The organism is Methylobacterium sp. AC832, assembly GCF_979256025.1.
In genome coordinates this window covers 145,181-168,413 of sequence record NZ_CEEDMV010000003.1, presented here as the reverse complement: position 1 = coordinate 168,413, position 23,233 = coordinate 145,181, and the positions used below count along the sequence as shown (strand labels likewise).

Annotated in this window: 19 protein-coding genes; 12 read left to right on the top strand and 7 right to left on the bottom strand. The window is 65.3% G+C overall.

The annotated features are described in order from the left end of the window. Entirely contained in the window at positions 1 to 585 is a 585-nt protein-coding gene (locus AC0IXR_RS12375) for a hypothetical protein (RefSeq protein WP_056426427.1), read from the bottom strand. Positions 586 to 832: 247 nt separating this feature from the next. Here AC0IXR_RS12375 and AC0IXR_RS12370 point away from each other — a divergent pair, with 247 nt between their 5' ends. Together AC0IXR_RS12370 and AC0IXR_RS12365 are read left to right on the top strand one after the other, a co-directional pair. Continuing rightward, positions 833 to 1,501 (top strand): LuxR C-terminal-related transcriptional regulator, encoded by a 669-nt coding sequence (locus tag AC0IXR_RS12370; RefSeq protein WP_210348520.1) that lies wholly within the window; start codon positions 833 to 835, stop codon positions 1,499 to 1,501. Positions 1,502 to 1,683: 182 nt separating this feature from the next. Next, on the top strand, positions 1,684 to 2,475 hold the full coding sequence (locus tag AC0IXR_RS12365; protein ID WP_419952000.1) for a hypothetical protein: 792 nt from the start codon (positions 1,684 to 1,686) through the stop codon (positions 2,473 to 2,475). A gap of 29 nt (positions 2,476 to 2,504) precedes the next feature. On the opposite strand, the gene AC0IXR_RS12360 is transcribed toward AC0IXR_RS12365, so the two are convergent. Beyond that, the gene (locus tag AC0IXR_RS12360) at positions 2,505 to 3,476 is read right to left on the bottom strand and encodes a ribokinase (RefSeq protein ID WP_461233291.1); all 972 of its coding nucleotides are present in this window, start codon (positions 3,474 to 3,476) and stop codon (positions 2,505 to 2,507) included. Between the two features lie 139 nt (positions 3,477 to 3,615). Between AC0IXR_RS12360 and AC0IXR_RS12355 the strand changes: the two genes are divergently transcribed. The 9 genes from AC0IXR_RS12355 (at position 3,616) to urtA (ending at position 11,970) form a co-directional block, all read left to right on the top strand. Beyond that, entirely contained in the window at positions 3,616 to 4,311 is a 696-nt protein-coding gene (locus tag AC0IXR_RS12355; RefSeq protein WP_200919077.1) for a GntR family transcriptional regulator, read from the top strand. Positions 4,312 to 4,682: 371 nt separating this feature from the next. Beyond that, complete coding sequence (locus tag AC0IXR_RS12350; RefSeq protein ID WP_056426438.1) at positions 4,683 to 4,904, top strand: hypothetical protein; 222 nt, start codon at positions 4,683 to 4,685, stop codon at positions 4,902 to 4,904. 177 nt (positions 4,905 to 5,081) lie between these two features. After that, positions 5,082 to 5,546 (top strand): urease accessory protein UreE, encoded by a 465-nt coding sequence (gene ureE, locus AC0IXR_RS12345; RefSeq protein ID WP_056426440.1) that lies wholly within the window; start codon positions 5,082 to 5,084, stop codon positions 5,544 to 5,546. Further along, positions 5,546 to 6,244: an urease accessory protein UreF gene (locus tag AC0IXR_RS12340; protein WP_056426443.1), complete on the top strand. Its 699-nt coding sequence runs from the start codon at positions 5,546 to 5,548 to the stop codon at positions 6,242 to 6,244. Before ureE ends, AC0IXR_RS12340 begins: the two co-directional genes overlap by 1 nt. A gap of 175 nt (positions 6,245 to 6,419) precedes the next feature. Beyond that, positions 6,420 to 7,115 (top strand): urease subunit beta, encoded by a 696-nt coding sequence (locus AC0IXR_RS12335; RefSeq protein ID WP_471760887.1) that lies wholly within the window; start codon positions 6,420 to 6,422, stop codon positions 7,113 to 7,115. Positions 7,116 to 7,259: 144 nt separating this feature from the next. Next, a complete protein-coding gene (ureC, locus tag AC0IXR_RS12330) occupies positions 7,260 to 8,972 on the top strand; it encodes an urease subunit alpha (protein ID WP_471760886.1) in 1,713 nt (570 codons plus the stop codon). Positions 8,973 to 8,986: 14 nt separating this feature from the next. Further along, a complete protein-coding gene (gene ureG / locus AC0IXR_RS12325) occupies positions 8,987 to 9,622 on the top strand; it encodes an urease accessory protein UreG (RefSeq protein WP_471761287.1) in 636 nt (211 codons plus the stop codon). 5 nt (positions 9,623 to 9,627) lie between these two features. Next, a complete protein-coding gene (locus AC0IXR_RS12320) occupies positions 9,628 to 10,488 on the top strand; it encodes an urease accessory protein UreD (protein WP_471761286.1) in 861 nt (286 codons plus the stop codon). Positions 10,489 to 10,719: 231 nt separating this feature from the next. Continuing rightward, positions 10,720 to 11,970: an urea ABC transporter substrate-binding protein gene (gene urtA / locus AC0IXR_RS12315; protein WP_471760885.1), complete on the top strand. Its 1,251-nt coding sequence runs from the start codon at positions 10,720 to 10,722 to the stop codon at positions 11,968 to 11,970. A 103-nt stretch (positions 11,971 to 12,073) separates the two neighbouring features. On the opposite strand, the gene AC0IXR_RS12310 is transcribed toward urtA, so the two are convergent. The 3 genes from AC0IXR_RS12310 to AC0IXR_RS12300 form a co-directional block, all read right to left on the bottom strand. After that, positions 12,074 to 14,149 (bottom strand): methyl-accepting chemotaxis protein, encoded by a 2,076-nt coding sequence (locus AC0IXR_RS12310; protein ID WP_471760884.1) that lies wholly within the window; start codon positions 14,147 to 14,149, stop codon positions 12,074 to 12,076. A gap of 364 nt (positions 14,150 to 14,513) precedes the next feature. Then, the gene (locus tag AC0IXR_RS12305; RefSeq protein ID WP_471760883.1) at positions 14,514 to 16,901 is read right to left on the bottom strand and encodes a DUF1989 domain-containing protein; all 2,388 of its coding nucleotides are present in this window, start codon (positions 16,899 to 16,901) and stop codon (positions 14,514 to 14,516) included. Between the two features lie 60 nt (positions 16,902 to 16,961). Next, on the bottom strand, positions 16,962 to 18,317 hold the full coding sequence (locus AC0IXR_RS12300) for an NAD(P)-binding domain-containing protein (RefSeq protein WP_471760882.1): 1,356 nt from the start codon (positions 18,315 to 18,317) through the stop codon (positions 16,962 to 16,964). 425 nt (positions 18,318 to 18,742) lie between these two features. On the opposite strand from AC0IXR_RS12300, the gene AC0IXR_RS12295 reads away from it, so the two are divergent. Next, positions 18,743 to 19,801: a helix-turn-helix transcriptional regulator gene (locus AC0IXR_RS12295; RefSeq protein WP_471760881.1), complete on the top strand. Its 1,059-nt coding sequence runs from the start codon at positions 18,743 to 18,745 to the stop codon at positions 19,799 to 19,801. 95 nt (positions 19,802 to 19,896) lie between these two features. Here AC0IXR_RS12295 and AC0IXR_RS12290 read toward each other — a convergent pair whose 3' ends face one another. Further along, entirely contained in the window at positions 19,897 to 21,030 is a 1,134-nt protein-coding gene (locus AC0IXR_RS12290; RefSeq protein WP_471760880.1) for an aminomethyl transferase family protein, read from the bottom strand. Between the two features lie 200 nt (positions 21,031 to 21,230). Next, positions 21,231 to 22,982 carry an APC family permease gene (locus tag AC0IXR_RS12285; RefSeq protein WP_471760879.1) on the bottom strand — a complete coding sequence of 584 codons (1,752 nt, stop codon included), beginning with the start codon at positions 22,980 to 22,982 and terminating at the stop codon, positions 21,231 to 21,233. Positions 22,983 to 23,233: the final 251 nt, after the last annotated feature.

The window sequence follows — 23,233 nt, the reverse complement described above, 5'->3', positions numbered from 1 at the left end:
TCAGCCTCCGCAGGGCTTGCTGGTGTTCCAGATGACGGGGATCCGCTGGACGCCGCCCGTCGTGTCGATCTTCAGGCCCGGCGTCAGCTCGAAGAAGACGTCCTTGGCCGCGCCCTCGACGACGATCTCTCCCCTGCCGACCTCGTAGGGGGCGGGGAACGGGACCGCGATGTTGATCGGCCCTTCGGCGACGTTGAAGGCCGGCGAGAGGTAGTTGCCCGCCCGGATACGCACTACGCCGCCGGCATTCGCCGTCATCTTCGACAGGCGCATGTTGCCGAGCGGCGCGGTGCAGGCCTTGGCCTGCGTGACGAGCTTCTCCTTCTCCTCCGGCACCAGGGTCTCGGCGGCCTTGTCGATCTCGCTCGTCTTGACGAGGTTCAGGGCCGGGCGTTCGGCCGTCCCCGCCATCTCTCCGCCACCCATGAGCAGGAAGGCCGCGATAGCGCCCGCCGCCACGATGCCACCCGCCAGGGCGATGATGCTCGGTGAAACGGCCGGCTTTGCCTGAACCGGTCCCGCAGGAGCCGCTTTGAGATCGGCGCTCCTGTCCTGAGCTTGCGTTTGATGCTCAGTATTAGACATCTTTCCAGCTCCATATTCTGGCTAAAATAATTGAAACTCCTAGTATAAGTCGACATTTTTATTAATAAATATTATTCCGTACATTAAATATTAAAATTATTCTAAAAAATCCTGGCAATTTCTCGTTTCTTAATCGGTCAAGCTTCTATGCACCTGTTAAAAATCGGTCTACTAGTACACATGACCTATGGCGTCCGCCTTGACCTTTCCTGTCTCTGTCCCGGCAGTAAGCCACCAGCTCGGTTCCATGCGGGATGAATCCGATGCCCTGGTCGGAAGTGGAGTGATCGGGACGTTGAAAGAGACGATCATCGTCGCCGATGACCATCCGCTGTTCCGCGCGGGGATGATCCACATCGCCGAACGGCTCTACCCGGAAGCCCTCGTTCGAGAAGCCGCCTCGATGGAGCAGGTTCTGGCACTGTCGCGCGCCGGGCCGCCACCGCAGACCTTTCTCCTCGATCCGGATTTTCCCGGGATCGATCCCCATCGCTCCATCGGTGCGCTGCGTGAGGAATTCCGGAAGGCCTCGATCATCGTCGTCTCGAGGATCGAGGACGAAGCCGTGATCCGCGCCGTCTTGGCCGAGGGCGCCGACGGGTTCATCGGGAAATCCCTGCCCGCGAAGGAGATCTCGCAGGCGATCGCGGCGCTGCGCGATGGCGAGAGCGTGATGAGGCGAAGCACCGCCTCGGGCCTCACCACCCCGCGCCTCACCCTTCCGCCGCTCACGCAGCGCCAGCGTGACGTCCTGCGCCTCGTCGCCATGGGGCACACCAACAAGGAGATCGCCCGGGAACTGGACATCTCCCCGTTCACGGTCCGGATCCACGTCTCGGCGCTTCTGCGGGCCCTCGACGTCACCTCCCGCTCCGCCGCTGCTGCGAAGGCGGCCAATGCCGGTGTGTTCGAATGATCCGGATTGCCGGGGCGGGTGCTCGGGCATTGCCGTCTGGGGCCGATCTCTCACTGTCCGGCATGCCGGATGCCGGCGAGGCTTCACCGTCCATGTGTTCCATCCCGTATCGGCCCCGTGGGGGCCATCCCCGGTCTGGCCCCCTGAAGAGATCCAGTGATCGTCATAGGTGTTCGAGGCGCGTGAGCGTGTGGGCGATGCTGGTCCTTGCCGGTTCGGTAGTCGGCGGGCTCTCGCCCGCCTCGGCCGATCCGGACGTCGTTCAGCCGCCGAAGGAGACCGTTCTGGCGGCGATCTGCGGGATTCCAGCGCGCGCCGAGACCGGAACCTGCCGGATGAAGGACGGCCGCCCGGCGGAGTTCTGGTACGGGACAACGATCTCCACCCCGACCGGAACTTGGTTCACAGGCTTTGCGACGATGGCGGCGCCAGGGGAAAATGCAGAGACGCCCAACCGGCGGACTATCGCCGCCGCAACCTTCGCCCTGGAGGAAATGCACTGGCGCCTCAAGGGCGTGCAGGCCGATATCGGGCAGATCGGGACCGGCAACCGCAACGGGGACGCTCCTCAAGTGGATGAGGCGCTCGGCGCCGTGACGAGGCCGGTGAACCGGATTCGTCTGGTGATGGGCCTGCGCCTGACATCCTATGGAGCGGCGGGCGCGCACAGCCTCAGCTTCCTCCTGCTGCATTTCAGCAAGGTGCCGCTTCGCTGGAGGGTGGTCGGCGAGGTCCCCGCCGGGTCCGACGACACCGCCGCCTGTGATTCCGATGACGGGCAACCCTGCGGGATGGGCAAGAGCCTGGGTCAGCTCGAGATCCTAGCGGAGGATTCGTTCAAGCCCCTCGCATGGCCTCCCATCCGGGTGACCCTCACCGGCACGGTCCGTGGCGAGGATGGAAAGGTGCGCCCTGCGACGGGCCGGGATGCCCGGACCTACGCGTTCGACGAAGTCAGCGGCACATATCGCTGAGGCGGGCCGCCATCCCCAACCCGGCCGGGTCATGGGGCCTCCATCGGGGGCGGGTAGGCGCAGAGGAATTCCGCCACCTCACCTGGATCCGGCAGTGCGTCGAGGACGCCGCTTCGTGTCACCGCGAGGGCGCCGCAGGCGGCTGCCATCCGTCCGCACTCACTCCAGGATCTGCCCGTCAGGAGGCCCGCCGCCAGGCCTGCGATGAAGGCGTCGCCGGCACCGATCGTGTCGATCGCAGTCACCGGGAAGGCCGGCTGGTCCAGGACGGTCGAGCCGCCGAGGACGATCCGCGCGCCGGCCGCGCCGAAGGTGATCACCAGTGCCTCCACGCCGCGTGCATGCAGCGCCTCCGCGAGCTTCCCGGCCACGGCGCGCAGGTCGTTGCCGCCGGCCCGCCCAGGGTACAGGAATCCGAGGAGAGCCTCCGCCTCGGTCTGGTTCACCACGAGGATCGTGGTGGATGCCAGAATCCCCGACAAGATCTCCGGCTGCGTCATCCGGAACGGCGACGGATTGAGCAGGGTCGGGACGCCGGCCACGCGCGCCGTCGCGAAGGCTTCGGCGATGGCGTCGTCGCCGATCTCGAACTGCGCGATCACCATCGCGGAGGAGGTGAGGCTCGCCGCCGCCGAGCGCACGGTCTCCCGCGACAGGAGCAGGTTGGCGCCGGGATGGACTGCGAGGCAATTCTCGCCATCGGCCCCGACGAAACCGACGCCGATGCCGGTGGAGCCTGGATGGTGCCGTATCATGGCGGCGGGCAGGCCCATCCGCCGAAGCGCGGGATCCGCCAGCGCCGCGAGATGGTCCGTACCCACCGGGATCAGCCCATCGACCTCCACACCGAGCCTGCGCAGGCCGGCGGCGACATTGAACCCCTTGCCTCCTGGCTCCCAGGCGACGGCGGAGGCCAGGAGGGATTCGCCGGGATGGGGAAGCCGGTCGACCCGGAACGTGCCGGCCGCGACGAAACTCCCGAGCACGAAGGCGCTTCCCATGTAGCGAGCCCGCCGCAAGATCCTGTAAGGAAGGGACAGTGACACGCTGCCCGCACGCTCTTCGCACGATGCCGCCGCATTGACCAAAACACCAAGCGTTTTCGCGAACCTCCGCATCCAGAACGACACGGCTCTTCCGATGTATCGGCAGCTGGAGCATCAGTTCCGGGCCATGATTACGGACGGTGTTCTTGGTCCCGGAGCCACGCTGCCAGCCGAACGGAAGCTTGCGCAGGATCTCGGCATCAGCAGGAAGACCGTCCAGCAATGCTACGACGCTCTGCGCCAGCAGCGGCTGGTGAGCGCGCATGGCCGCAACGGCTACATCGTGGAAGACGGCTTCCGGCGCATCAAGCCCGGGATGGAGCGTCTCAAGGGCTTCACCGAGGAGATGCACGAGTTGGGTCGCGTCCCCTCCTCCCGCATTCTCGAACGGACGATCGGCGAGGACCGCTCCATCGCCTCGATCTTCGGTCTCTCGTCCACCGCCCGGTTCCTCCGACTCGTGCGTGTGCGCATGGGGGACGGCATTCCCCTCTCCGTGGAGAAGGCCTGGTACGATCTCGGTCTCGCGCCCGGCCTCGCCGAGGTCGACCTGTCGGGGTCCATCTATGCCCGTCTCGCCGAGTGCGGCGTTCCCCTGGTCGATTGCGAGCAGACCATCGAGGCCGCCTCCCCCGAGGCGCAGGAATGCGCGATCTTCGGCTTTTCCGAGCCGCTTCCCTGCCTGCTGATCAAGCGCCGCTCCTACGGCACCGATTCCCGCTTGATCGAGTATGTCGAAGGGCTCTTCCGCGGCGATGCCTACGCCTACCGGCTGCGCCTGCGCACATAAGGACGAAGGCAACGGCCGGACCGACGGGCATCTCCCGTTTTGGTACCAGTCAAGGGTACCATTCTCTTTCCAAAATATGTGAATACTGTGGAATTGCTGCTTTTGGACCCATTTTGGTAGCGGCCATTACTTTTGCGTGATAGCCGTGGAGGCAATCGGAGCAGCCGATTCGAGGCCGATGTCCCCAAGGCATGGGCGTGATCGTCTTCATCGCTATGTGCAACTTGGAAATGCTGAGTGGCCGAACAGGTCATTTTCCGAGAGATACAGGTTTCGGAAGATTAGAAACAACGAGTGATTGTTTGGTTGCCGCCTTGTCGGAAGGGTTTCGATGAAATCCAGTTCTTGTCGCGATGGCTCGGAGTTTCGGTATGGCTAACCATTACTGCCTCGATCCCCTCGACCCTTCTGGGGAGGCGGAAGTGTTCGTTGTTTTCGAAGGCAAGTATCCGAATGTGCGTCTGCTCTCGGTCATCAGCCGGGATCACGATGACATCCTCGCGGATCTGGTGGAGGAGCAGCGGCGCGATCTGATCCGCGAAATCGGAGCCTTCTACCGCCCTCCCCTGACCGCGGGGGCAGCGGCGCCGTAGCGCCACGAGTTCGCCCCGGCATCAGGGCCCGTCCTGCGTCTTACCGCCTGAATGGGGAAAGATGGCTGCAAGCGATTGCAGTGGACGCGTTTCGATATACGTTCGCCCGAAAGCTGGCGGCCCGGAACGACTGAGCCTGATCTCGTCTCCCGGACCTTGCGGGGAAGCGGATACCGAATGCGCGTCATCGACCGTATCGTAGGCAGCAGGCTCGATCCAGAGATCGCGCACCGCCTGCATCATCTCGATCACCGCCATGCCGTCGACATCCTGGCGATCGACAGCGCCGACATGGCCCGGCGGCGGTTACGGGCGACGACGAGGGGCGGTGAGGAGATCGCCATCGCCCTGCCCCGCGAGGAAACCCTGTTCGACGGCGCCGTTCTGATCCTGGATGCGGACCGCGCCGTGGTGGTGCGGGTCGGGGCGGAACGCTGGCTTCGGCTCGCGCCCAGGGACAAGATCGCCGCCCTCGAACTTGGCTACCACGCCGGCAACCTGCATTGGCGCGTCCGGTTCGATGGTGACGATCTTCTCGTCGCGCTCGAAGGTCCTCCGGAAGATTATCTGGCGCGCCTCGGCGATCTCGTCTCTGGCGGACGCGTGACGCATGGACTCGACGCTCGGAACGAGGCCGCCTGATGCTGCAGCGGCTCATTGCCCTGCAGCAGGCGGATTCGGCCTTTCCAAGCGGCAGCTTCGCTTTCTCGAATGGGATCGAGGGGCTTGCGGCGCTACTCGACGGCCTCGGCGGGGCCGAACTGGGCCATGCGGTCGAGGCCGTTCTACGTCACCGCTGGGCCGGCAGCGACCGGGTCGCCTTGGTTCTGGCGCACCGGGCGGCGGGGGATCTCGCGCGGCTCGCCCAGATCGATGCCGCCATGGAGGCGGCCTGCCTGCCCGAGCCGATGCGCACGGGCAGCCGCCGCAACGGTGGTGCGCTGCTCGCCGCCCATACCCGCATCGGGACGGCGGGGGCCGACGGATTGCAACGCGCCGTGCGCGACGGCCGCCTTCTCGGGCATCTGGCGGTGATGCAGGGCGCGCTGTGGCGATCCCTCGGTCTGGACGAAACGGCGATCACCGAGATCGCCGGCTATCAATGTGCCACTGCCCTCGTCACCGCGTCCGTCAGGCTCGGGCTGGTCGGCGCCATCGAGGCTCAGCGCATCCTGACCGCCCTGATGCCGGTTCTGGCGGAGATTGCGGCCCAACCTATGCAGGGGGCGGCCCGGGACGACAGGGAAAGCCCGGACATCATGCTCGTTGCCTTCACACCGCTGATCGAGATCGCCACCATGCGCCATGCGCGGGCCGATCTGCGCTTGTTCGCGAATTGAGGTGCGGTTCCGGAAGGCGGCCCCCGATTGTCACCTTCGGGCCCGCAGCGCCCCGATCGATCTGTGGTTTGCCGGCCCGCGGTTTTTTGATCCGCGGTTTCTTGATTCACGTCTTGCCGCATGGCGGCTCGGAAGTCCCGCCTCCTTCTGCCGCGTCATGCGTTGAGGATTGCCCATGCTGCTGACACCGACCGAACTCGAACGGCTGACCATCTTCACGGCGGCGGAACTGGCACGGAAGCGTCGCGCGCGCGGCCTCAAGCTCAATTATCCGGAGGCCGTCGCCATCATCACCGACGAGATCCTCGAAGGCGCCCGCGACGGGCGCAGCGTCGCCGATCTGATCGGGTGGGGCTCGACCATCCTGACCACCGGGGACGTCATGCCCGGCATCGCCGCCATGCTGCCGATCCTGCAGGTCGAGGGCGTGTTCCCCGACGGGACCAAGCTCGTCACCGTGCACGAGCCGATCCGGCCCGCCGAAGGGGCGCCGGCCGATACGCTGGAGCCCGGCGCGATCCTGCCCGCCGAGGGGGAGATTGAGCTGTCCGCAGGGCGTCCCCGCACGACTATCGAGGTGGTCAATACCGGCGACCGTCCGGTGCAGATCGGGTCGCATTACCACTTCTTCGAGGTCAACCGCGCCCTCGACTTCGACCGTGAAGCGGCGCTCGGCCTGCGCCTCGATATCCCGGCCGGAACGGCGGTGCGGTTCGAACCGGGCCAGCGCAAGACCGTGATCCTGGTGGGGTTCGGCGGCGAACGCCGGCTCACCGGGCTGAACGACCTGACCCAGGGGACGATCGATACGCCGGCGGATCGCGCCGCCGCCCTGGCGCGGGCCAAAGCCGGCGGCTTCAAGGGTGCCTAGAAGTCCGGGCGCGTCAGACCGGACGACGATGAGGAGACCTCGTCGTCGTCTGCCCGCGCGACGGCGCGGCGGCGGGCGTCCGCCGAACGCACTGATCCCGGCCAGCGGTCAAGATCAGTGCCGCTTGGTATCAAGGAGACGATCATGGTGACGATCCCCCGCCGCGACTACGCCGCCCTCTACGGCCCCACCATGGGGGACGGCGTGCGCCTCGCCGACACCTCCCTCGTCGCCGTCGTGGAGAAGGATTACGCCGTCTACGGCGACGAATGCCTGCATGGCGGCGGCAAGACCCTGCGCGACGGGATCGGCATGGCGCCGGGCATCACCTCGGCCGAGGGTGCCCTCGATTTCCTGCTCTGCAACGTCCTCGTCATCGATCCCGTGCTCGGCATCGTGAAGGGCGATCTCGGCATCCGCCACGGCAAGATCGTCGGCATCGGCAAGGCCGGCAACCCGGCGATCATGGACGGGGTCGATCCCCGGCTCATCGTGTCCGCCGGCACCACGGTGCGCGATTGCGAGGGGCTGATCGCGACGCCGGGCGCCATCGACGTCCATGTCCATTTCGATTCCGCGGGCTTGCCTGACCACGCCATCGCGTCGGGCATCACCACGCTGCTCGGCGGCTCGCTCGGGCCGATCACCGTGGGCATCGATTCCGGTGGCCCGTTCAACACGGGCAAGATGCTCCAGGCGGCCGAGCATTGGCCGGTGAATTTCGGCTTCCTCGGCCGTGGCAACACCCACAAGCCGGCGGCCCTCAAGGAGCAGTTGGAGACCGGTGTGCTCGGCCTGAAGATCCACGAGGATTGGGGGGCGATGCCCTCGGCCATCGATGCCTGCCTGGGATTCGCCGACGAGCACGATTTCCAGGTCCAGCTTCACACCGACACGCTCAACGAATCCGGCTTCGTGGAGGACACGCTCGCCGCCATCGGCGGCCGGGTGATCCACATGTATCACACGGAAGGGGCCGGCGGCGGGCACGCGCCGGACATCATCCGCGTCGCCGGCCTGCCCCATTGCCTGCCCTCCTCGACGAACCCCACCAATCCCTACACGGTGAACACGTTCGACGAGCACCTCGACATGACGATGGTGTGCCACCACCTCAACCCCGCCTTGCCGGAGGACGTGGCCTTTGCCGAGAGCCGGATCCGCGCCCAGACCATCGCCGCCGAGGACGTGCTGCACGATATCGGCGCGATCTCGATGCTCGGCTCCGACAGCCAGGGCATGGGCCGCATCCACGAGGTGATCTGCCGGACCTGGCAGCTCGCCTCCAAGATGAAGGACCAGCGTGGCAGCCTGCCCGAGGACCGGGCCGGCTTCGGCGACAATGCCCGGATCAAGCGCTACATCGCCAAATACACGATCAATGCGGCGCGCACCTTCGGCATTGCCGATCACATCGGCTCTCTCGAAGAAGGCAAGATGGCCGACATCGTTCTGTGGCGGCCCGCCTTCTTCGGCATCAAGCCCGAACTCGTCATCAAGGGCGGCTTCATCGCCTGGGGCGCCATGGGCGATTCCGCCGCCTCGCTGATGACCTGCGAACCGATGCTGCTGCGCCCGCAATGGGGCGCGTTCGGCCTCGCCAAGCAGGGGCTCTCGGCCTGTTTCGTCCATCCGCTGGCGATCGAGCGCGGCCTGCGCGACGAGCTCGGCCTGCGCAAGGCCCTGCTGCCGGCCCACGGCACCCGGACGCTCAGCAAGGCCGACATGCTCTGGAACGACGCCTGCCCCGAAATCCGCGTCGATCCCCAGACCTTCGACGTCTTCGTCGACGGGGCCATCGCGACCTGTGAACCGGCCAAGGTCCTCCCCCTCGCCCAACGCTACATGCTGCGCTGATGCTCAATACCGCAATGACTCTCACTCCATCTCCCACCCGCGCCAGTGCCGCGCGGATCGGCATCGGCGGACCGGTCGGCTCGGGGAAGACGGCGTTGATCGAGCGTCTGATCCCGGTCCTGGTGGGGCGCGGCGTCGATCTAGCCGTCGTCACCAATGACCTCGTCACCAAGGAGGACGCGGAGCGCCTGCGCCGGTCCGGGCTGATCGACCCGGCCCGGGTCTCGGCCGTGGAGGCCGGCGCCTGCCCGCACACGGTGATCCGCGAGGATCCGACCCTCAACATCGCCGCCGGCGACGCCCTGGAGGCGGCCTTTCCCGGCCTCGACCTCCTGATCTTCGAATCCGGCGGCGACAACCTCGCCTCCACTTTCTCCCTCGATCTGGTGGATTGGTGGATCTTCGTCATCGACGTGGCGGGGGGCGACGATATCCCGAGGAAGCGTGGCCCCGGCGTGCTGCGTTGCGACCTTCTCGTGGTGAACAAAACCGATCTCGCCCCCCATGTGGGGATAGACCTCCCCGCCATGCTCAGCGAGGCCACTGCCGTGCGCGGCGGCAAGGCGATGATCGCCACCAATGCACGCTCGGGTGGCGGAATCGACGCCGTGGCGGATGCGATCTGCCGCGCCGTGCTCTTCGCGCCTTGAGTGACGTGGGAGAGGAGGTCCGGGGCGCCTCGCCGGAGGGAGCGGGCCGCTCACGCCATTCTCAGGCGCGCCTCGTCTTCGTGCGCGGCGGCGGCACCACGGTGCTGTCGCGACAGGTCGTGCCCTATCCGTTTCACATCACCCGGCCGTTCCGGTTGTATCCGGACCATCCCGACATCGCGACGCTGTATCTCCAATCCGCCTCCGGCGGCCTCTACCGGGCCGACCGCCTGGGCCTCGACATCACGGCGAAGGCCGGAAGCCGGGCCCATGTGACCACGCAATCGGCCACCGTCGTGCATGACACCGGCGCCTTCGCGGCACGCCAGGACACGCGTCTGGCCATCGCCAGCGACGCGAGCCTGGCGCTGCATCCCGATCCGATGATCCTGTTTCCCGGCTCGGCGCTGGATCTCGACACCCGCATCGTCGTCGGCCCGGATGCCCGCGCCATCGTGAGCGAAGGCTTCGCCAGTCACGATCCGACCGGCATGGGCCGGCCCTTCTCCCGGATCGCCCTGTCCCTCCGGGTCGAAACCGAGGATGGACGCATCCTCGTCAACGAGCGCTCCACCCTCGACGGCGCGACCCTGGCAAGCCCCGCCTCCCCCATGGGCGCCTACGCGGCCTATGGTTCGATGGTGATCCTCGGGAGCGTCGAGGGCCATCCCGACATCGCCGCGCTGCAGGGCGCCGCCGACGCGGTGGGGTGCCTGTGCGGGGCGAGCCCGCTGCCCAACGCCGCCGGATTGGCCGTGCGGGTCCTCGCGCCCAACGGGGGCGCCCTGTCGACGGGCATGGATGCGGTCTTCGCGGTCGCTTTCGCCGCGCTGTTCGGCTGCGCCCCTGCGCGCCGTCGCAAGTGAATACGGTACTGGACTGGACTGGATCGGCGGGCGCGGGCTCCGCTCAGCGGTCGTGAAGGAAAGACGCTCAGCCTGCCCAGCAATGATGCACCATGCAGCCAATTTACCCTTTAAGAAACGAAGTTTCTTACCGACAGTGTGCCTCGGTTGAGTTGGAGTGATCCTGCTCCAGGGAGCAACCGTGGGTGGACAAAGGCATGTCCTCCGCAATGAAAAGTGGGGAACGAACCGATGGCGTCGAAAGACGAAGGCACCGCTTATCTTCAGCTTCGTCGCCGGTTGTTACTCGGCCTGGCAGCAGCCCCCTTCATTGCCGCTACGAGAAGCTCGTCCGTCTTTGCGGCCGATACCGTGAACACCACGGGCCTCGCCGTCACCGACACCGAAGTGACCGTCGGCATCCTCCACTCCGTCACCGGCACGATGGCGATCTCCGAGACCGGTGCCACGCAGGCCGAAAAGCTCGCCTTTGAGCAGATCAACGCCTCCGGCGGCATCCTCGGCCGCAAGATCAAGGTGATCCAGGAGGACGGCGCTTCCGACTGGCCGACCTTCGCCGAAAAGGCCAAGAAGCTCCTCGTCAACGACCATTGCGCGGCGATCTTCGGCTGCTTCACCTCGGCTTCGCGCAAGGCGGCGCTGCCGGTGATCGAGCAGTATAACGGCCTGCTCTACTACCCGACTTTCTACGAGGGATTGGAGCAGTCCAAGAACGTCATCTATACTGGGCAAGAGGCGACGCAGCAGATCCTGGCCAGCCTCGACTGGGTCCACAAGGAGAAAGGCGGCGACAGCTTCTTCTTCATCGGCTCGGATTACATCTGGCCGCGCACCTCGAACAAGATCGCCCGCAAGCATATCGAGAGCGTGCTTAAAGGAAAGGTCGTCGGCGAGGAGTACTTCCCCTTCGGCCACACCCAGTTCAACTCGGTGATCAACAAGATCAAGCTCACCAAGCCGAAGGTGATTTTCGTCACCGTCGTCGGCGGCTCGAACGTGGCGTTCTACAAGCAACTCAAGGCCTCCGGCATCGACCTGTCGAAACAGACCCTGCTCACCCTGTCCGTCACGGAGGACGAGGTCGAGGGCATCGGCGGCGACAACATCGCGGGCGCCTATTCCTGCATGAAGTACTTCCAGTCCATCGATAACGAGAACAACAAGGCCTTCGTCGGCGCCTTTCACAAGATGTGGGGCGAGAAGACCGTCATCGGCGACGTGACCCAGGCCGCCTATCTCGGCCCGTTCCTGTGGAAGATGGCCTGCGAGAAGGCTGGCTCGTTCGATGTCGACAAAGTGGTCGCGGCGTCCCCGGGCCTGGAATTCAAGGACGCGCCGGAAGGCTATGTGCGCGTCGATCCGAACCACCACCTCTGGTCCAAGACCCGCGTCGGCAAGGCCAAGGCCGATGGCCAGTTCGAGATCGTCTATACGAGCCCCGAACTGATCAAGCCGGACCCATTCCCCAAAGGGTATCAGTAGACCCTATCGAAGGCGGTCCGAAGCCCGGATCGCCGTGTCGTGTCGATCGACAGGACTGCCGTCCACCCGTGAACGGGTGAGACGGCAGTCCTTCACAAGGGATTTATGCGGCCCGGACATTGGCCAGGAATTGCCGTACTTCGGAACCGAGATGTTCCGACTGGCGTGACAGTTCCGATGCCGAGATCAGCACCTGATCCGCCGCGGCGCCGGTATGCACGGCGGCATCGGCCACACCCGTAACGTTCGAGGTCACCTCACCGGTGCCGACAGCCGCCAGGGAGACGTTGCGGACGATCTCCTGCGTCGCCGCACCCTGCTGCTCCACGGCCACCGCGATCGTGGTCGCCACCGTGCTGATCTCCTTGATGCGGTTGGTGATGGTGCCTATCGCCGTCACGGCCTGGTCGGTGGAGCCCTGGATCACGGCGATCTGGCCCGCGATGTCCTGGGTGACGCGCGCGGTCTGATTGGCGAGTTCCTTGACCTCCGAGGCGACCACGGCGAATCCGCGGCCGGCATCGCCGGCGCGCGCCGCCTCGATGGTCGCGTTGAGGGCGAGCAGGTTGGTTTGCGCGGCGATGGCGTTGATCATCGTCACCATGTCGCCGATCTTCGCCACTGCCCCGCTCAGGGCCTCCACGAAACCGAAGGTCTGCAAGGCTTCGTCGACGGCCTCCTGCGCCAATTGGCTCGAACCGCTCACCTGCCGGGCGATCTCCTGAACGGAGCTCCCCAGTTCCTCGACCGCCGTCGCGACGGCGGTCACGTTCGCCGCCGCGTCACGGGCCGCGTTGGCGACCGTGTCGGACTGGCCGGCCGTGCGGGCGGCGGTGTCGGCCATCTCGCGCGCGGTGGCCTGCAATTCTGTGGCGGCCGAGGCGACGAGGCCGACGATGCCGCCCACGGCGTTCTCGAACCCATCGGCCAGGCCCCGCGTGCCGGCCCGGCGCTGCTCGTCCGCCATCAACCGGGCCGCTTCCTTGCGGTGCTCCTCCGCCTCCGCGCTCTGCCGCAGGGAATCGCGCAGCCCGACGACGGCCTTGCCCACGAGCCCCACTTCGTCCCGGCGGTCCGCCTGCGGCACGGGCGCATTGTAATCGCCCGCGGCCATGTCGCCGATGGTGGTGCCGAGCGCCCGGATCGGCACGCCGACGAGACGCCGGATGAGGGCGAAGAGAATGGCGGAGCTCGCCAGGACGCACAGGGCCGAGATGCCGATGAGGATCCATTGCGCCCTGTCGGCCGCAGCCGTCAGCGTCGCCACGGGAACGGCGGTGACGATCGCCCAGCGATCCTTCGTCGCCCCGGCCTGGATCGGCTCGGCCATGTAGCGCCAGGATCGGGAATCGGGCCCGGTCACGACCTCCTGCACGCGCTCCCCGGTCTCGATCGCCCGTCGCGCCGCCATGGCAGCCGCGGGATCCAGCTTGTCGAGGGATTTACCGACGGCCTTCGCATCCGGATACGCCACGGCTCCGCCCTGAGCGGAGACGAGGGTGACGTAGCCGGTGCCGAAGGGCCGGACCGAAGCCACGGCCTGGCTCATCGCAGTCAGATTGATGTCGATCCCTCCGACGCCGAAGAACTTGCCGTCCACCGTGATCGGTGCCCCGAAGGACATGATCATCGTGTCCTTTCCCGCCACGGGGTAGATGTACGGTTCGATGGCGGCGGGCCGGTTCAGTGATTTGGGCTGCTGATAATAGGCCCCTTCCACGGGGTCCTCGTAGCCGGTCAGCACTTCGCGCACGATGGCGCCGCTTCCACGGTTCCAGTACGGCAGGAAGCGCCCGGTGGCGTCGGAGGTGGAACCACCGGCGAACTCGGTGTCGCGCGCATCGAGGGCGTTTGCCTCCCACCCGGTCCACGTGCCGAGGATAGCGGGGTTCTCCTCCAGCAGCCGCTTGAGTGCCGCATCATAAGTTGCGCGATCCTCGACGCCGTTGCTCCGCATGGCACTGGCGACCAAGGCGATGTTCTTGGCGACCTGGGCGAGCTCGTCCAGGCGACCGCGCACGGCGCGCGCCTCGTTCGACAGGGTCTCCCGCTGCAGCGCCTCGGCCTGGATGGCGAACGAGTCGCCGATCTGCCCGGTCAGGAAGACCGTTCCGACGGCGAAGATCGCCGCCAGCGACGCGCTGCCGGCCATTGCGGCCTTGAAGGAGAGTGTGGCCATTGCAGGATCGGTTCCGCCTGGAGGATATGCTCCGCGGGAATATCCAATCGACAGGTTAACAAAAGTTCTAACAATAGCCTGCTTTATATCTCCGTATCCTCGGAAAGGACTCTGGAGTGCACGGAGTAGATTTTAGTGAGTAGTCTAGCGAAGACGGAGTGCGGAGTTCGCGCGCTCCTTTCGTGTCTCGGTGAGATTCGACGTCTTGCGATTGGTTCTATTGCCATTTTTTGCTGAAGTGGCGTTGGCGGGAAAGCCTCGCCGCAATCTCGCGCGCCTTTCCTGAGTGCCTCTCACGAAACTCCCGCTGCGCCGTCATGCTCGGAGCGAGAACCAACCGTGATCGGGAGTTTCGTGAGGCACGTTAAGCCGGGATTCCAGCCGTTGCGACGCTCTCCGGTGAGGGCCCGGCGAGGCTGGCCTGTCCCTGATCGCCGTGTGCGGGCGATTCCGCCCGGACGCGGGTCTTCTTGGGATCGAAATGGGGAAACGCCACGATGGTCGCGGAAAGCCGCTTCTGATGGCCGTCGAGCTTGCCGATCTCCACCGACCGGCCGAGGGCTGCCGCCGAGACGTCGAGGCGCGCCAAGGCGATAGTCTTGCCGAGGACCGGTGACTTCGTGGCGCTGGTGACGATCCCAATCTGCGTCCGGCCGTCATAGACGGGATCGCCATGCGCGACGGGCTCGTTGCCCGTGACGTCGAGGCCGACCATCCGCTTGTGCGGGTTGTCCCGCCGCCGTTCTATCGCCTCCGATCCGATAGAGGCGTCCGGCTTGTCCTTGGGCACCGTGAAGCCGATGCCCGCTTCGAACGGGTCGGTCTGGTCGCAGAAATCGTATCCGGCGAAGACGAGGCCGGCCTCGATCCGGAGCATATCGAGGGCGGCGAGCCCCATCGGTGTGAGGCCATGCGGCTCACCGGCTCGCATGATCGCGTCCCAGAGGTCGGTCGCCCGGCTCGGATGGCACCAGACCTCGTAGCCGAGCTCGCCGGTATAACCGGTCCGCGACACCAGGACCGGCACGCCGTCGATGCGCCCGACGGTGAAGCGAAACCATTTCAACTCGTCGATCGTGGGTTCCTGGGGCGGGCTGACCACGAGGCCGGACAGGATCGCCCGCGATCTCGGCCCCTGGACGGAGACGTTGTGGAGCTGGTCGGTGGAGCTCTTCACCCAGACCTTCAGCTTGTGGTCCTCGGCGAGCCTACGCAGCCAGATGCCGGAATATTCGTCCCCGCAGATCCAGCGGAAATTGTTCTGGCCGAGACGGAACAGCGTGCCGTCGTCGATCATCCCGCCATGCGGGTTGCACATGGCGGTATAGACGATCTGGTTGACGGCGAGCTTGCGCACGTTGCGGGTCACCGCCAACTGCATCAGGTCCTCGGCATCGGGCCCGATCACCTCGAACTTGCGCAGCACCGAGAGGTCCATGATCGTGGCCCGCTCGCGGCAGGCCCAGTATTCCTCCAGCGGGCCCGCCGCGTTGAAGCAGGTCGGCACCCAGAACCCGCGATAATCTTCCATCTTCCGTGTCAAGGCGGCGGTGCGTGGGTGAAACCCGGATTCGCGGGTGAGGCGCGGTTCGGCATCGGGGGTCATGCGGTGGCTCATACCCTTGGAGAAGGCGCTTTCAGAATCATAGACCCGGACGTGGATGTCGGTGGGGCACCAGCCATTGGCGGGATCGATGTCGTCGGCGCAGGACGAGGTGGCGCAGACGAGGTCGGTCAGCGCCCGCAACAGAACGTAATCGCCCGGGCGTGACCAGGGCTCGTCCATGGTGATCTTATCGTCCGGCCCGGCGACGGTGTTGTAGAAGAAATTGATCGCCGGCCAACCCTTCTTCGGCTGAACCCCATGCGGTCGCAGGACAGCATTGAAGTTGTCGGTGCAGTTCGAATGACCGGGATACCCCATATCCTCGTAATACTTGGCCGAGCAGGCGAGCATGAACGTATCGTGGCGCCCGACCGTGTCCTGCACGATCTCGACCAGGGGGACCATGCGCGCGTCGAAATACTTCGACAGCAGGCCGGGTTTCGGCGCCGTCGATCCCATCAGGGTATGCGTGGTGGTGGCGTCGAGGCCGTATTCGTCACCCGCTTCGAGGGCGACGGCATCGAAGGCGAGGAAATCCGCACATTGGCGCCCGTCCACGTCGATGATCTGGATGTACTGACCGGCCTTGACCGTGAAGGCCTCCGCCGTCGCGGCCCTCACGCGCAGGTCGAGAAGGGGCGGAGCGAGGGGCGGCGGCGCCCTCCCCTCGAGGGACGTGGCAGGCTCGATCTCCACCCGCAGATCGGTCGGCGGATCCTGCGCGTCCGGCGCCATCGGGCCGCCGGGGACGATGACCACGCAGACCGAGGCGGCCGCCGCCGTCACCTCGAAGGCCGAGCCCGGTTTGGACTCGCCGTGAAACAGAGCGTGCGCTTCGAGATCGGACGCTGCGAGGCCATGCCGCGCGAGGGCGGCGCTTTCCGCCTCTCCGCCCATCCCCTCGCCCCGCCGGCGCAAGAGATCCCCCACGTTCGAGGCGACGCGCCCGTCCGCGGCCGCCGTTCCGAACGCATCGGGGCGAGCATAGAGAAAGGCGGGCTGGCACCCTTCCGGATCGACGATGCGCAGACGATCCCCGGCCTCGACCTCGAAGAAGGCTGAGGCTCCACCCCTCGCCGAGAACGAGAGCGTGCGGGGCGCCGCAACTCCCCGCGCGGGCTCGGGCTGCATCCAGATCTGGTTCATTCGGCGATCCCTGGTGAACTGGCCGCGATGCGGCCGGGCCGACGCGAGAGTGTTACGCGATCATTCCGCGGCTTGGGGCAGGCCCATAAAGGCATCGAGCGAGTCGTCCATCGCCTTCATCCATGTGGTGTGATGGGCCGGTGAGAGCGTGCCGGTGATGGTCGAGCGGTAGGATCTGTCGCGATAGGTGAGGATGCCCTCCATCTTGTGGTGCTCCCATTCCTTGAACAGCTCGGCAACTTTGTCGACGTCGAGGGGAGGATAGTCGGTCGCCGCCAGGAGCTCGCGGACATACTCTGTCTGAAAGTCGATCGCCTCGAACGGGTTGGTGAGCGTGTCCTGATAGGCCAGCCACTTGGTGATGTCGGCGTTCCGCTCTTCCGCGCCCGGCAGGGTGAGCTTGCCCATCATGTAGTCGCGGGCATACCAGGCCTGGGCATCGAACATGTTGAAGGTGTAATACTGATCCTGCATCCCGATATAGATTAGCTTCGGGTTCGACTGCCAGAAGATACCCTTGTAGATCCCGGTCGGATACAGACAATTGTGTGACTTGAGGCGCAGCTCGTCCGGCAGGAACGGATAGGTGTGCTGATAGCCCGTGCACAGGATGATCGCATCCACTTCCTTGGTGCTGCCATCCTTGAAATGCGCTGCCTTCCCCGAGAGTTTCAGCAGAAGCGGTTTCTCCACGAAGCCTTCGGGCCAATCGAAGCCCATCGGCTTGGTGCGGTAGCTGAAGGTGATCGATTTCGCGCCGTACTTGATGCACTGGGTGCCAATATCTTCTGCGGAATAGCTTGCGCCGATCATCAGGAGATGCTTGCCGGCGAACTCGTCGGCGACGCGGAAGTCGTGGGCATGCATCACACGGCCTGGGAACTGCTCCAGTCCCTCGAAACTCGGGACGTTGGGCACGGAGAAGTGCCCGTTGGCCACGACCACGTAATCGAACTCTTCGACCTGATGCTCATCGGCGATCAGATCCTTCGCCGTCACGGTGAACCTGCCGGTTTCCTCCGAATAGCTGACCCAGCGGACGGGCGTGCAGAAGCGGATATACTTGCGAACATCGCTGCGCTCGACGCGGCCGGCGATGTAATCGTGCAGCACCGCCCGCGGTGGATAGGACGGAATCGGGCGGCCAAAATGCTCCTCGAAGGAGTAATCCGCGAATTCGAGGCATTCCTTCGGGCCGTTCGACCAGAGGTAGCGATACATGCTGCTGTGGACGGGTTCGCCGTTCCCGTCGAGGCCGGTGCGCCAGGAATAATTCCACTGGCCGCCCCAATCGGATTGCTTCTCGAAACAGACGAGTTCGGGGATCTCCTCGCCTCGGCGTCGCGCGGACTCGAAGGCCCGCAACTGAGCTAATCCGCTCGGACCCGCGCCGATGATCGCAACCCGTTTCCGCATGATGAGATCTCCGAGAAACATCGTGTGAGGCGAGACGGCCCCCGATTGAGCCATCCGCTCCGACAGCGAGGATCGCCCCGCGCGTCCATTCTTCTTGGGAAAATTTTATGCCGGGGTGAAATGACGATGCAATAGTGACTGTTGGCACTACTATGCGGGTCTGCCTCTGCATTGAGAAAACGAAGGGCGTCTGAGTTTGCGAGGATCATGCCAAATGGTCGTTTCGAGCAGATAATGTGCCATTACCTTGCATTCGCATTCTCTCTTTACGACCGTGGACGAAGGACCGGGGGGGTAAAGAAGGCCTTGGGTGGTGGGGCTACCGACGATACTGTGCGGGACGCGCGCATGAGCGAGGCCGGCCGTCTCGCGACGAGCGCGTGAGATGCAGTGGATGGCACCGTTTCCGAGATGACCGTTTTAGGATGAGTGACGAACCGATTCGGAACGGTGGCATCGGGTTGACCGACGCCGAATGGTACAGACGGTTCGGCGAGGTCGCGGCTTCGATCGGAACCGAGTCTTTTCACCGGAACTTACTGTCCCTGTTCGCTCTTTCCATCGAGAGCGATTCGGGATGGATCATCCGTTACTCGCGTGTGGCCCCGCCGGACGTGCTCTACACCACCGGGGTTCCAAGCGAGATCGTGGATTTCTACAACAGGAAATGCCTTCGGATCGATCCGTTCTCCCTCGATTGGAAGACGTTCGGCAAGCCGGGCATCCTGACATTGTCGGAGATCGGGCATACCAGCCCAGAATCGATCCTCTATGCGAAGATCTTCCGCCCCGCCGCCAATATTTCCGACGAATTGGGGATGTTCTTCTCGACGGTGGGGCATTGCTGCTTCGGCTTGTTCCTCGAACGCGAGCGGGGGGAGTTCTCGCAGGAGGATGTCCGTAGGGCGGAACTGATCTTTCCGGCCCTAGAGGGATGTCACCGGAGTCATCTCGGCCACCTTTTCAGCAATCTGCGCTATACGAACGGGAAGCAGGCGGAGGGATTGCTCAACCGCCCGACCCTGATCCGAGACCGCCACGACGTGGAGGTGTTTGCCAACGAGACCTGGAAGCAGGCGGTCCTGGCTGATGTCTCCATCGAACCGATGCTGGAGACGCTGGCTCGCGCGGACGCCATCCAGACCGTCCACGCGCGGGATCATGTGATCACGTCGGAGACCTTCGATCGCGACTTCGCCCTGGCGCCCGGCGGCCGGATCTTCATGCTGGGTCCGAAAGTCTCGGCGCAGGACGATCTGGCCAGTTATCAGGCTGCGGCGGACATCCTGACAGCCCTGACGCCGCGGGAGCGGGACATCCTGACCCTGACCATGAAAGGCCAGGCCACGGGCGACATCGCGCAGATTCTGAAGATCAGCAAGGGCACGATCAAGAACTGCAAGATCCGAATCTATCGCAAGGTGGATGTCACGTCGGAGCGGGATCTCATCAAGAAGTTCAGTCCGTTCTTTCCCTCGGCCTGACACGGGCCGCATAGCTCCGCGGCTTCCCAGTGAGGCCGACCCGCAGGCCGGTCTCACCGGGGCCCGGCGGCAGGCCGCCGGCTCGCGGTCTGGTATCAGGCGGTCCGTTCGTCGGCCGGATGGGTGCGCAGGCGCATCGGGTCGTAGAAGGGCGTCCGCACCACGTTGGCGATCAGCGGGCCGGTCTCGGTTTGGACCTCGACCTCGGTTCCGAGGGCGGAGAGCTCCGGTGGCAGGTGGGCGAGGCCGAGGGACTTCATCAGGTGGCGGCTGTAGGTGGTGCTGTTGACGGTGCCGACCTCGATTCCATCCTTGAAGATCTTGGCGCCGGGCGTCACCGCCTCATGGTGCAGGATCTCGAGGCCGACCTGGCTGAAACGCTCGGTGCCCCTCCTCGCCAGCAGGGCGGCCTTGCCGCGAAAATCCGCCTTGTCGAGGTCGACGGTCCAGGCCAGGCCCATTTCCCACGGCGTGGTGTCGGGCTTCGGCATGTCGAAGGGGAAGAACAGCAGGCCGCCCTCCACGCGCACGATGTCGAGGCAGTCCCAGGAGGCCGCCACGATGCCGAAGGGTTCGCCCGCCTGCATGATCGCGTCCCAGAGGGCGACGGCGTCCTTGGCGGCGCAGAACACCTCGTAGCCGCGCTCGGCCGAGTAGCCGCCCCGCGCCAGGGACACATCGCGGCCGAACAGCGTCGTGCGGACATGCTCGAAATACTTCAGAGTCGCCAGATCGAAGGGCGTTTGCGGCGCGAGGATCGCGAGGGCCAGCGGTCCCTGCAGTGACAGAATGTGGACGTCGTCGTCGCGGGCCGCTTCCACGGCGCGGCCTTCGGTGAATTCGGGAAGAACGTCTTCGAGGCTGCCGCCGCCATGCGAGACGCGGAAGGCCTGCGGCCCGTCGCGGTAGACCAGCACGTCGTCGATCAGGGAGCCGTTCTCGTCGACGATGTTGCTGATGGCCGACTTACCTTGCGCGATCTTGCCGACGTCGCTGGTGAGCATCGCGTTCAGCATCGCTTCCGCGTCCGGACCGGAGACGTTGACGATGCGAAGGCCGGAGACGTCGAACAGGCCCGCCCGCGAGCGGACGATGGTGGTCTCCTCGTAGCGGTCGGTGCGGTAGGATTGGGGGATGGGCATCCCGTTCCACTCGGCGTCGAGTGACGAGCCCAGGGCCAGGTGGCGTTCGTTGAGGGCCGACTGGCGGGGAAGGTCTTTGTAGCTCATGGCGGCTGTCCCTTAGAGCGCTCTCCGCCGAAGTGGATGCCGGTTCGGCGAAAAAGAGCGCGGCAAAACAAAGGCCTAGAGATGTGCCCAGACCCAACGTGGTCGGGCGCAGCTCTAGCGTTCCGTTTTTTGATTGGGCGGGCTCTGTCTCGTCCCGCGCGCGGGCTGCCGGAGCCGACGGTCCCGGCAGCCCGGTTCGATCAGAGCTGGAAGAACCAGTTCGAGAGGAGGAGCACCACGACGCCAGCGGCCAGCGTCAGGTAGGGCAGGATTCCCGCCCGGCGGCGGCTCACCGCACCGTCGGGGCCGACATGCAGGTCCTCGTACATCTCGGCCGGGAACTTGCCGCCGTCCTGGACATAGTGGCGGTAGCAGAAGACCGGGATGATCATGGCGGCGGTGATCAGGCCGGCCCAGAGGGCGACCGGGTTCCAGACCTTTGCGCCCGCGCCCATGAAGATCACGTTCACGAAGGCGAAGACGCCGCCGAGCACCAGGATGACAGTCGGTGCGCGGTAGGGGCGCGGGATGTGCGCCGAGTCGATCCGGTGGATCCAGGCCGAGTTGAGGTTGAGGAAGTTGAAGATGATGTAGCCGCAATTCGACACGGCCAGGATGAAGAAGAAGCTCGTCGCGTCGGCACAGGCGATCGCCAGGATCGCGAGGTTGAAGACGAGATCGGTCCACATCGCCCGCGTCGGCGCGCCGTGCTCGTTCACATGGCTGAGGTAGCGCGGCAGCCAACCGTCGGCCGAGCCCTGGTAGAGGGTGCGCGAGGACCCCGCCATCGCCGTCATGATGCAGAGCACGAGGGCCAGGATCATCAGCATGACGAGGAAGTTCTCGACGATGGGACCGCCGCCGACCATGTGCGCGAGTGCTGCCGCCACACCCGACCCGTCCACGATGGAGGCCTCCAGCATCCCCTCGACGCCGAGCATGCTTTGGAAGGTGAAGGGCACGATGGTGAACAGCAGGAGGCAGAGCAGGCCCGAATAGAAGATCGCCTTGAACGTATCCTTGGCGGGATCACGGAACTCGCTGGTGTAGCAGATCGCCGTCTCGAACCCGTAGGTCGACCAGGCCGCGATGAACATGCTGCCGAGGACCAGTGTCCAGCCCGTGATGTTCCAGGCGCCCGGCGCGGGAGCGGCCGGCGCCGCGAGGGGGACGAGCGGAGAGAAGTTCTCCCAGTTCACGCCGTGGATCAGCAGCGGGACCACGCCGACGATGAACATCGGGATGATGACGAGGAGGCCGATATACTTCTGGACGTTCGCCGTTCCAAGGATACCGCGGTGCTGCACGGCGAAGACCGCGAGCATGAGGGCGGCGCCGATGAAGAAGGCCAGGTTGAGGGAGAGCGAGACCGGGCCGAGGGTGGTGGTGAACAGGGTCCAGCTGCGGATGCCCGGCGCCACGGCCGCGATGGCCGCCGTCACCTTGTCGGCATCGGCCATCTGCAGGGCGGCACCGTTGGTGGCGAGCCATTGCACCACGGCCGGCGACGTGGCCGTCGGCTGCGGCGCCACCGCGTTGATGATGTAGGAGGCCGCGATGGAACAGCCCAGCGACAGGACCGGCGACCAGGCGAACCAGTTGCACCAGACCGAGAGGGGCGCCACCAGCTTGGTGTAGCGGACCCAGGCCGCGGCCCCGTAGACCGACGCGCCCCCCGACTTGTTCGGGAACAGGCCGGCGATCTCCGCATAGGTGAAGGACTGGATGAAGCCCATGATCATGGAGAGCGTCCAGATCAGGAAGGCAAGCTTGCCCGTATTGCCGGCAATGCCGCCCACCGAGAACAGGACGAGGGCGGGAACGCCGCTCGCGACCCAGAACGCGCCCGTCCAGTTGATGCTGCGATGGAGTTTGCCGCCTCCGGCGGCTTCGATGGCGGGGGAAGTGTAGCCCGCCAGAGGCTTTGCTGCGGATGTCAGTCCGGTGCTCATGGTTGAATGCTCCATTTGTCTTGGCGAGGGATCAGTTCGGATCGAGACGTGCCCTCCGCGAGACTGCGATCCCCGGGCCGTTCGTTTCGATGAGGTTTGGGAAGAACCGAGGAGCACCCGGAGCCTCGTCTTTTCCATGAGGCACGCTCCCGTGCGCACTCGCCACGCCAGTGAGAAGCGCTGAGAGACATGTCTTCGAGATATCTTATCGTTTGATCAGAAAAGACCAGCTTGCTCACCGCCGTCTATGA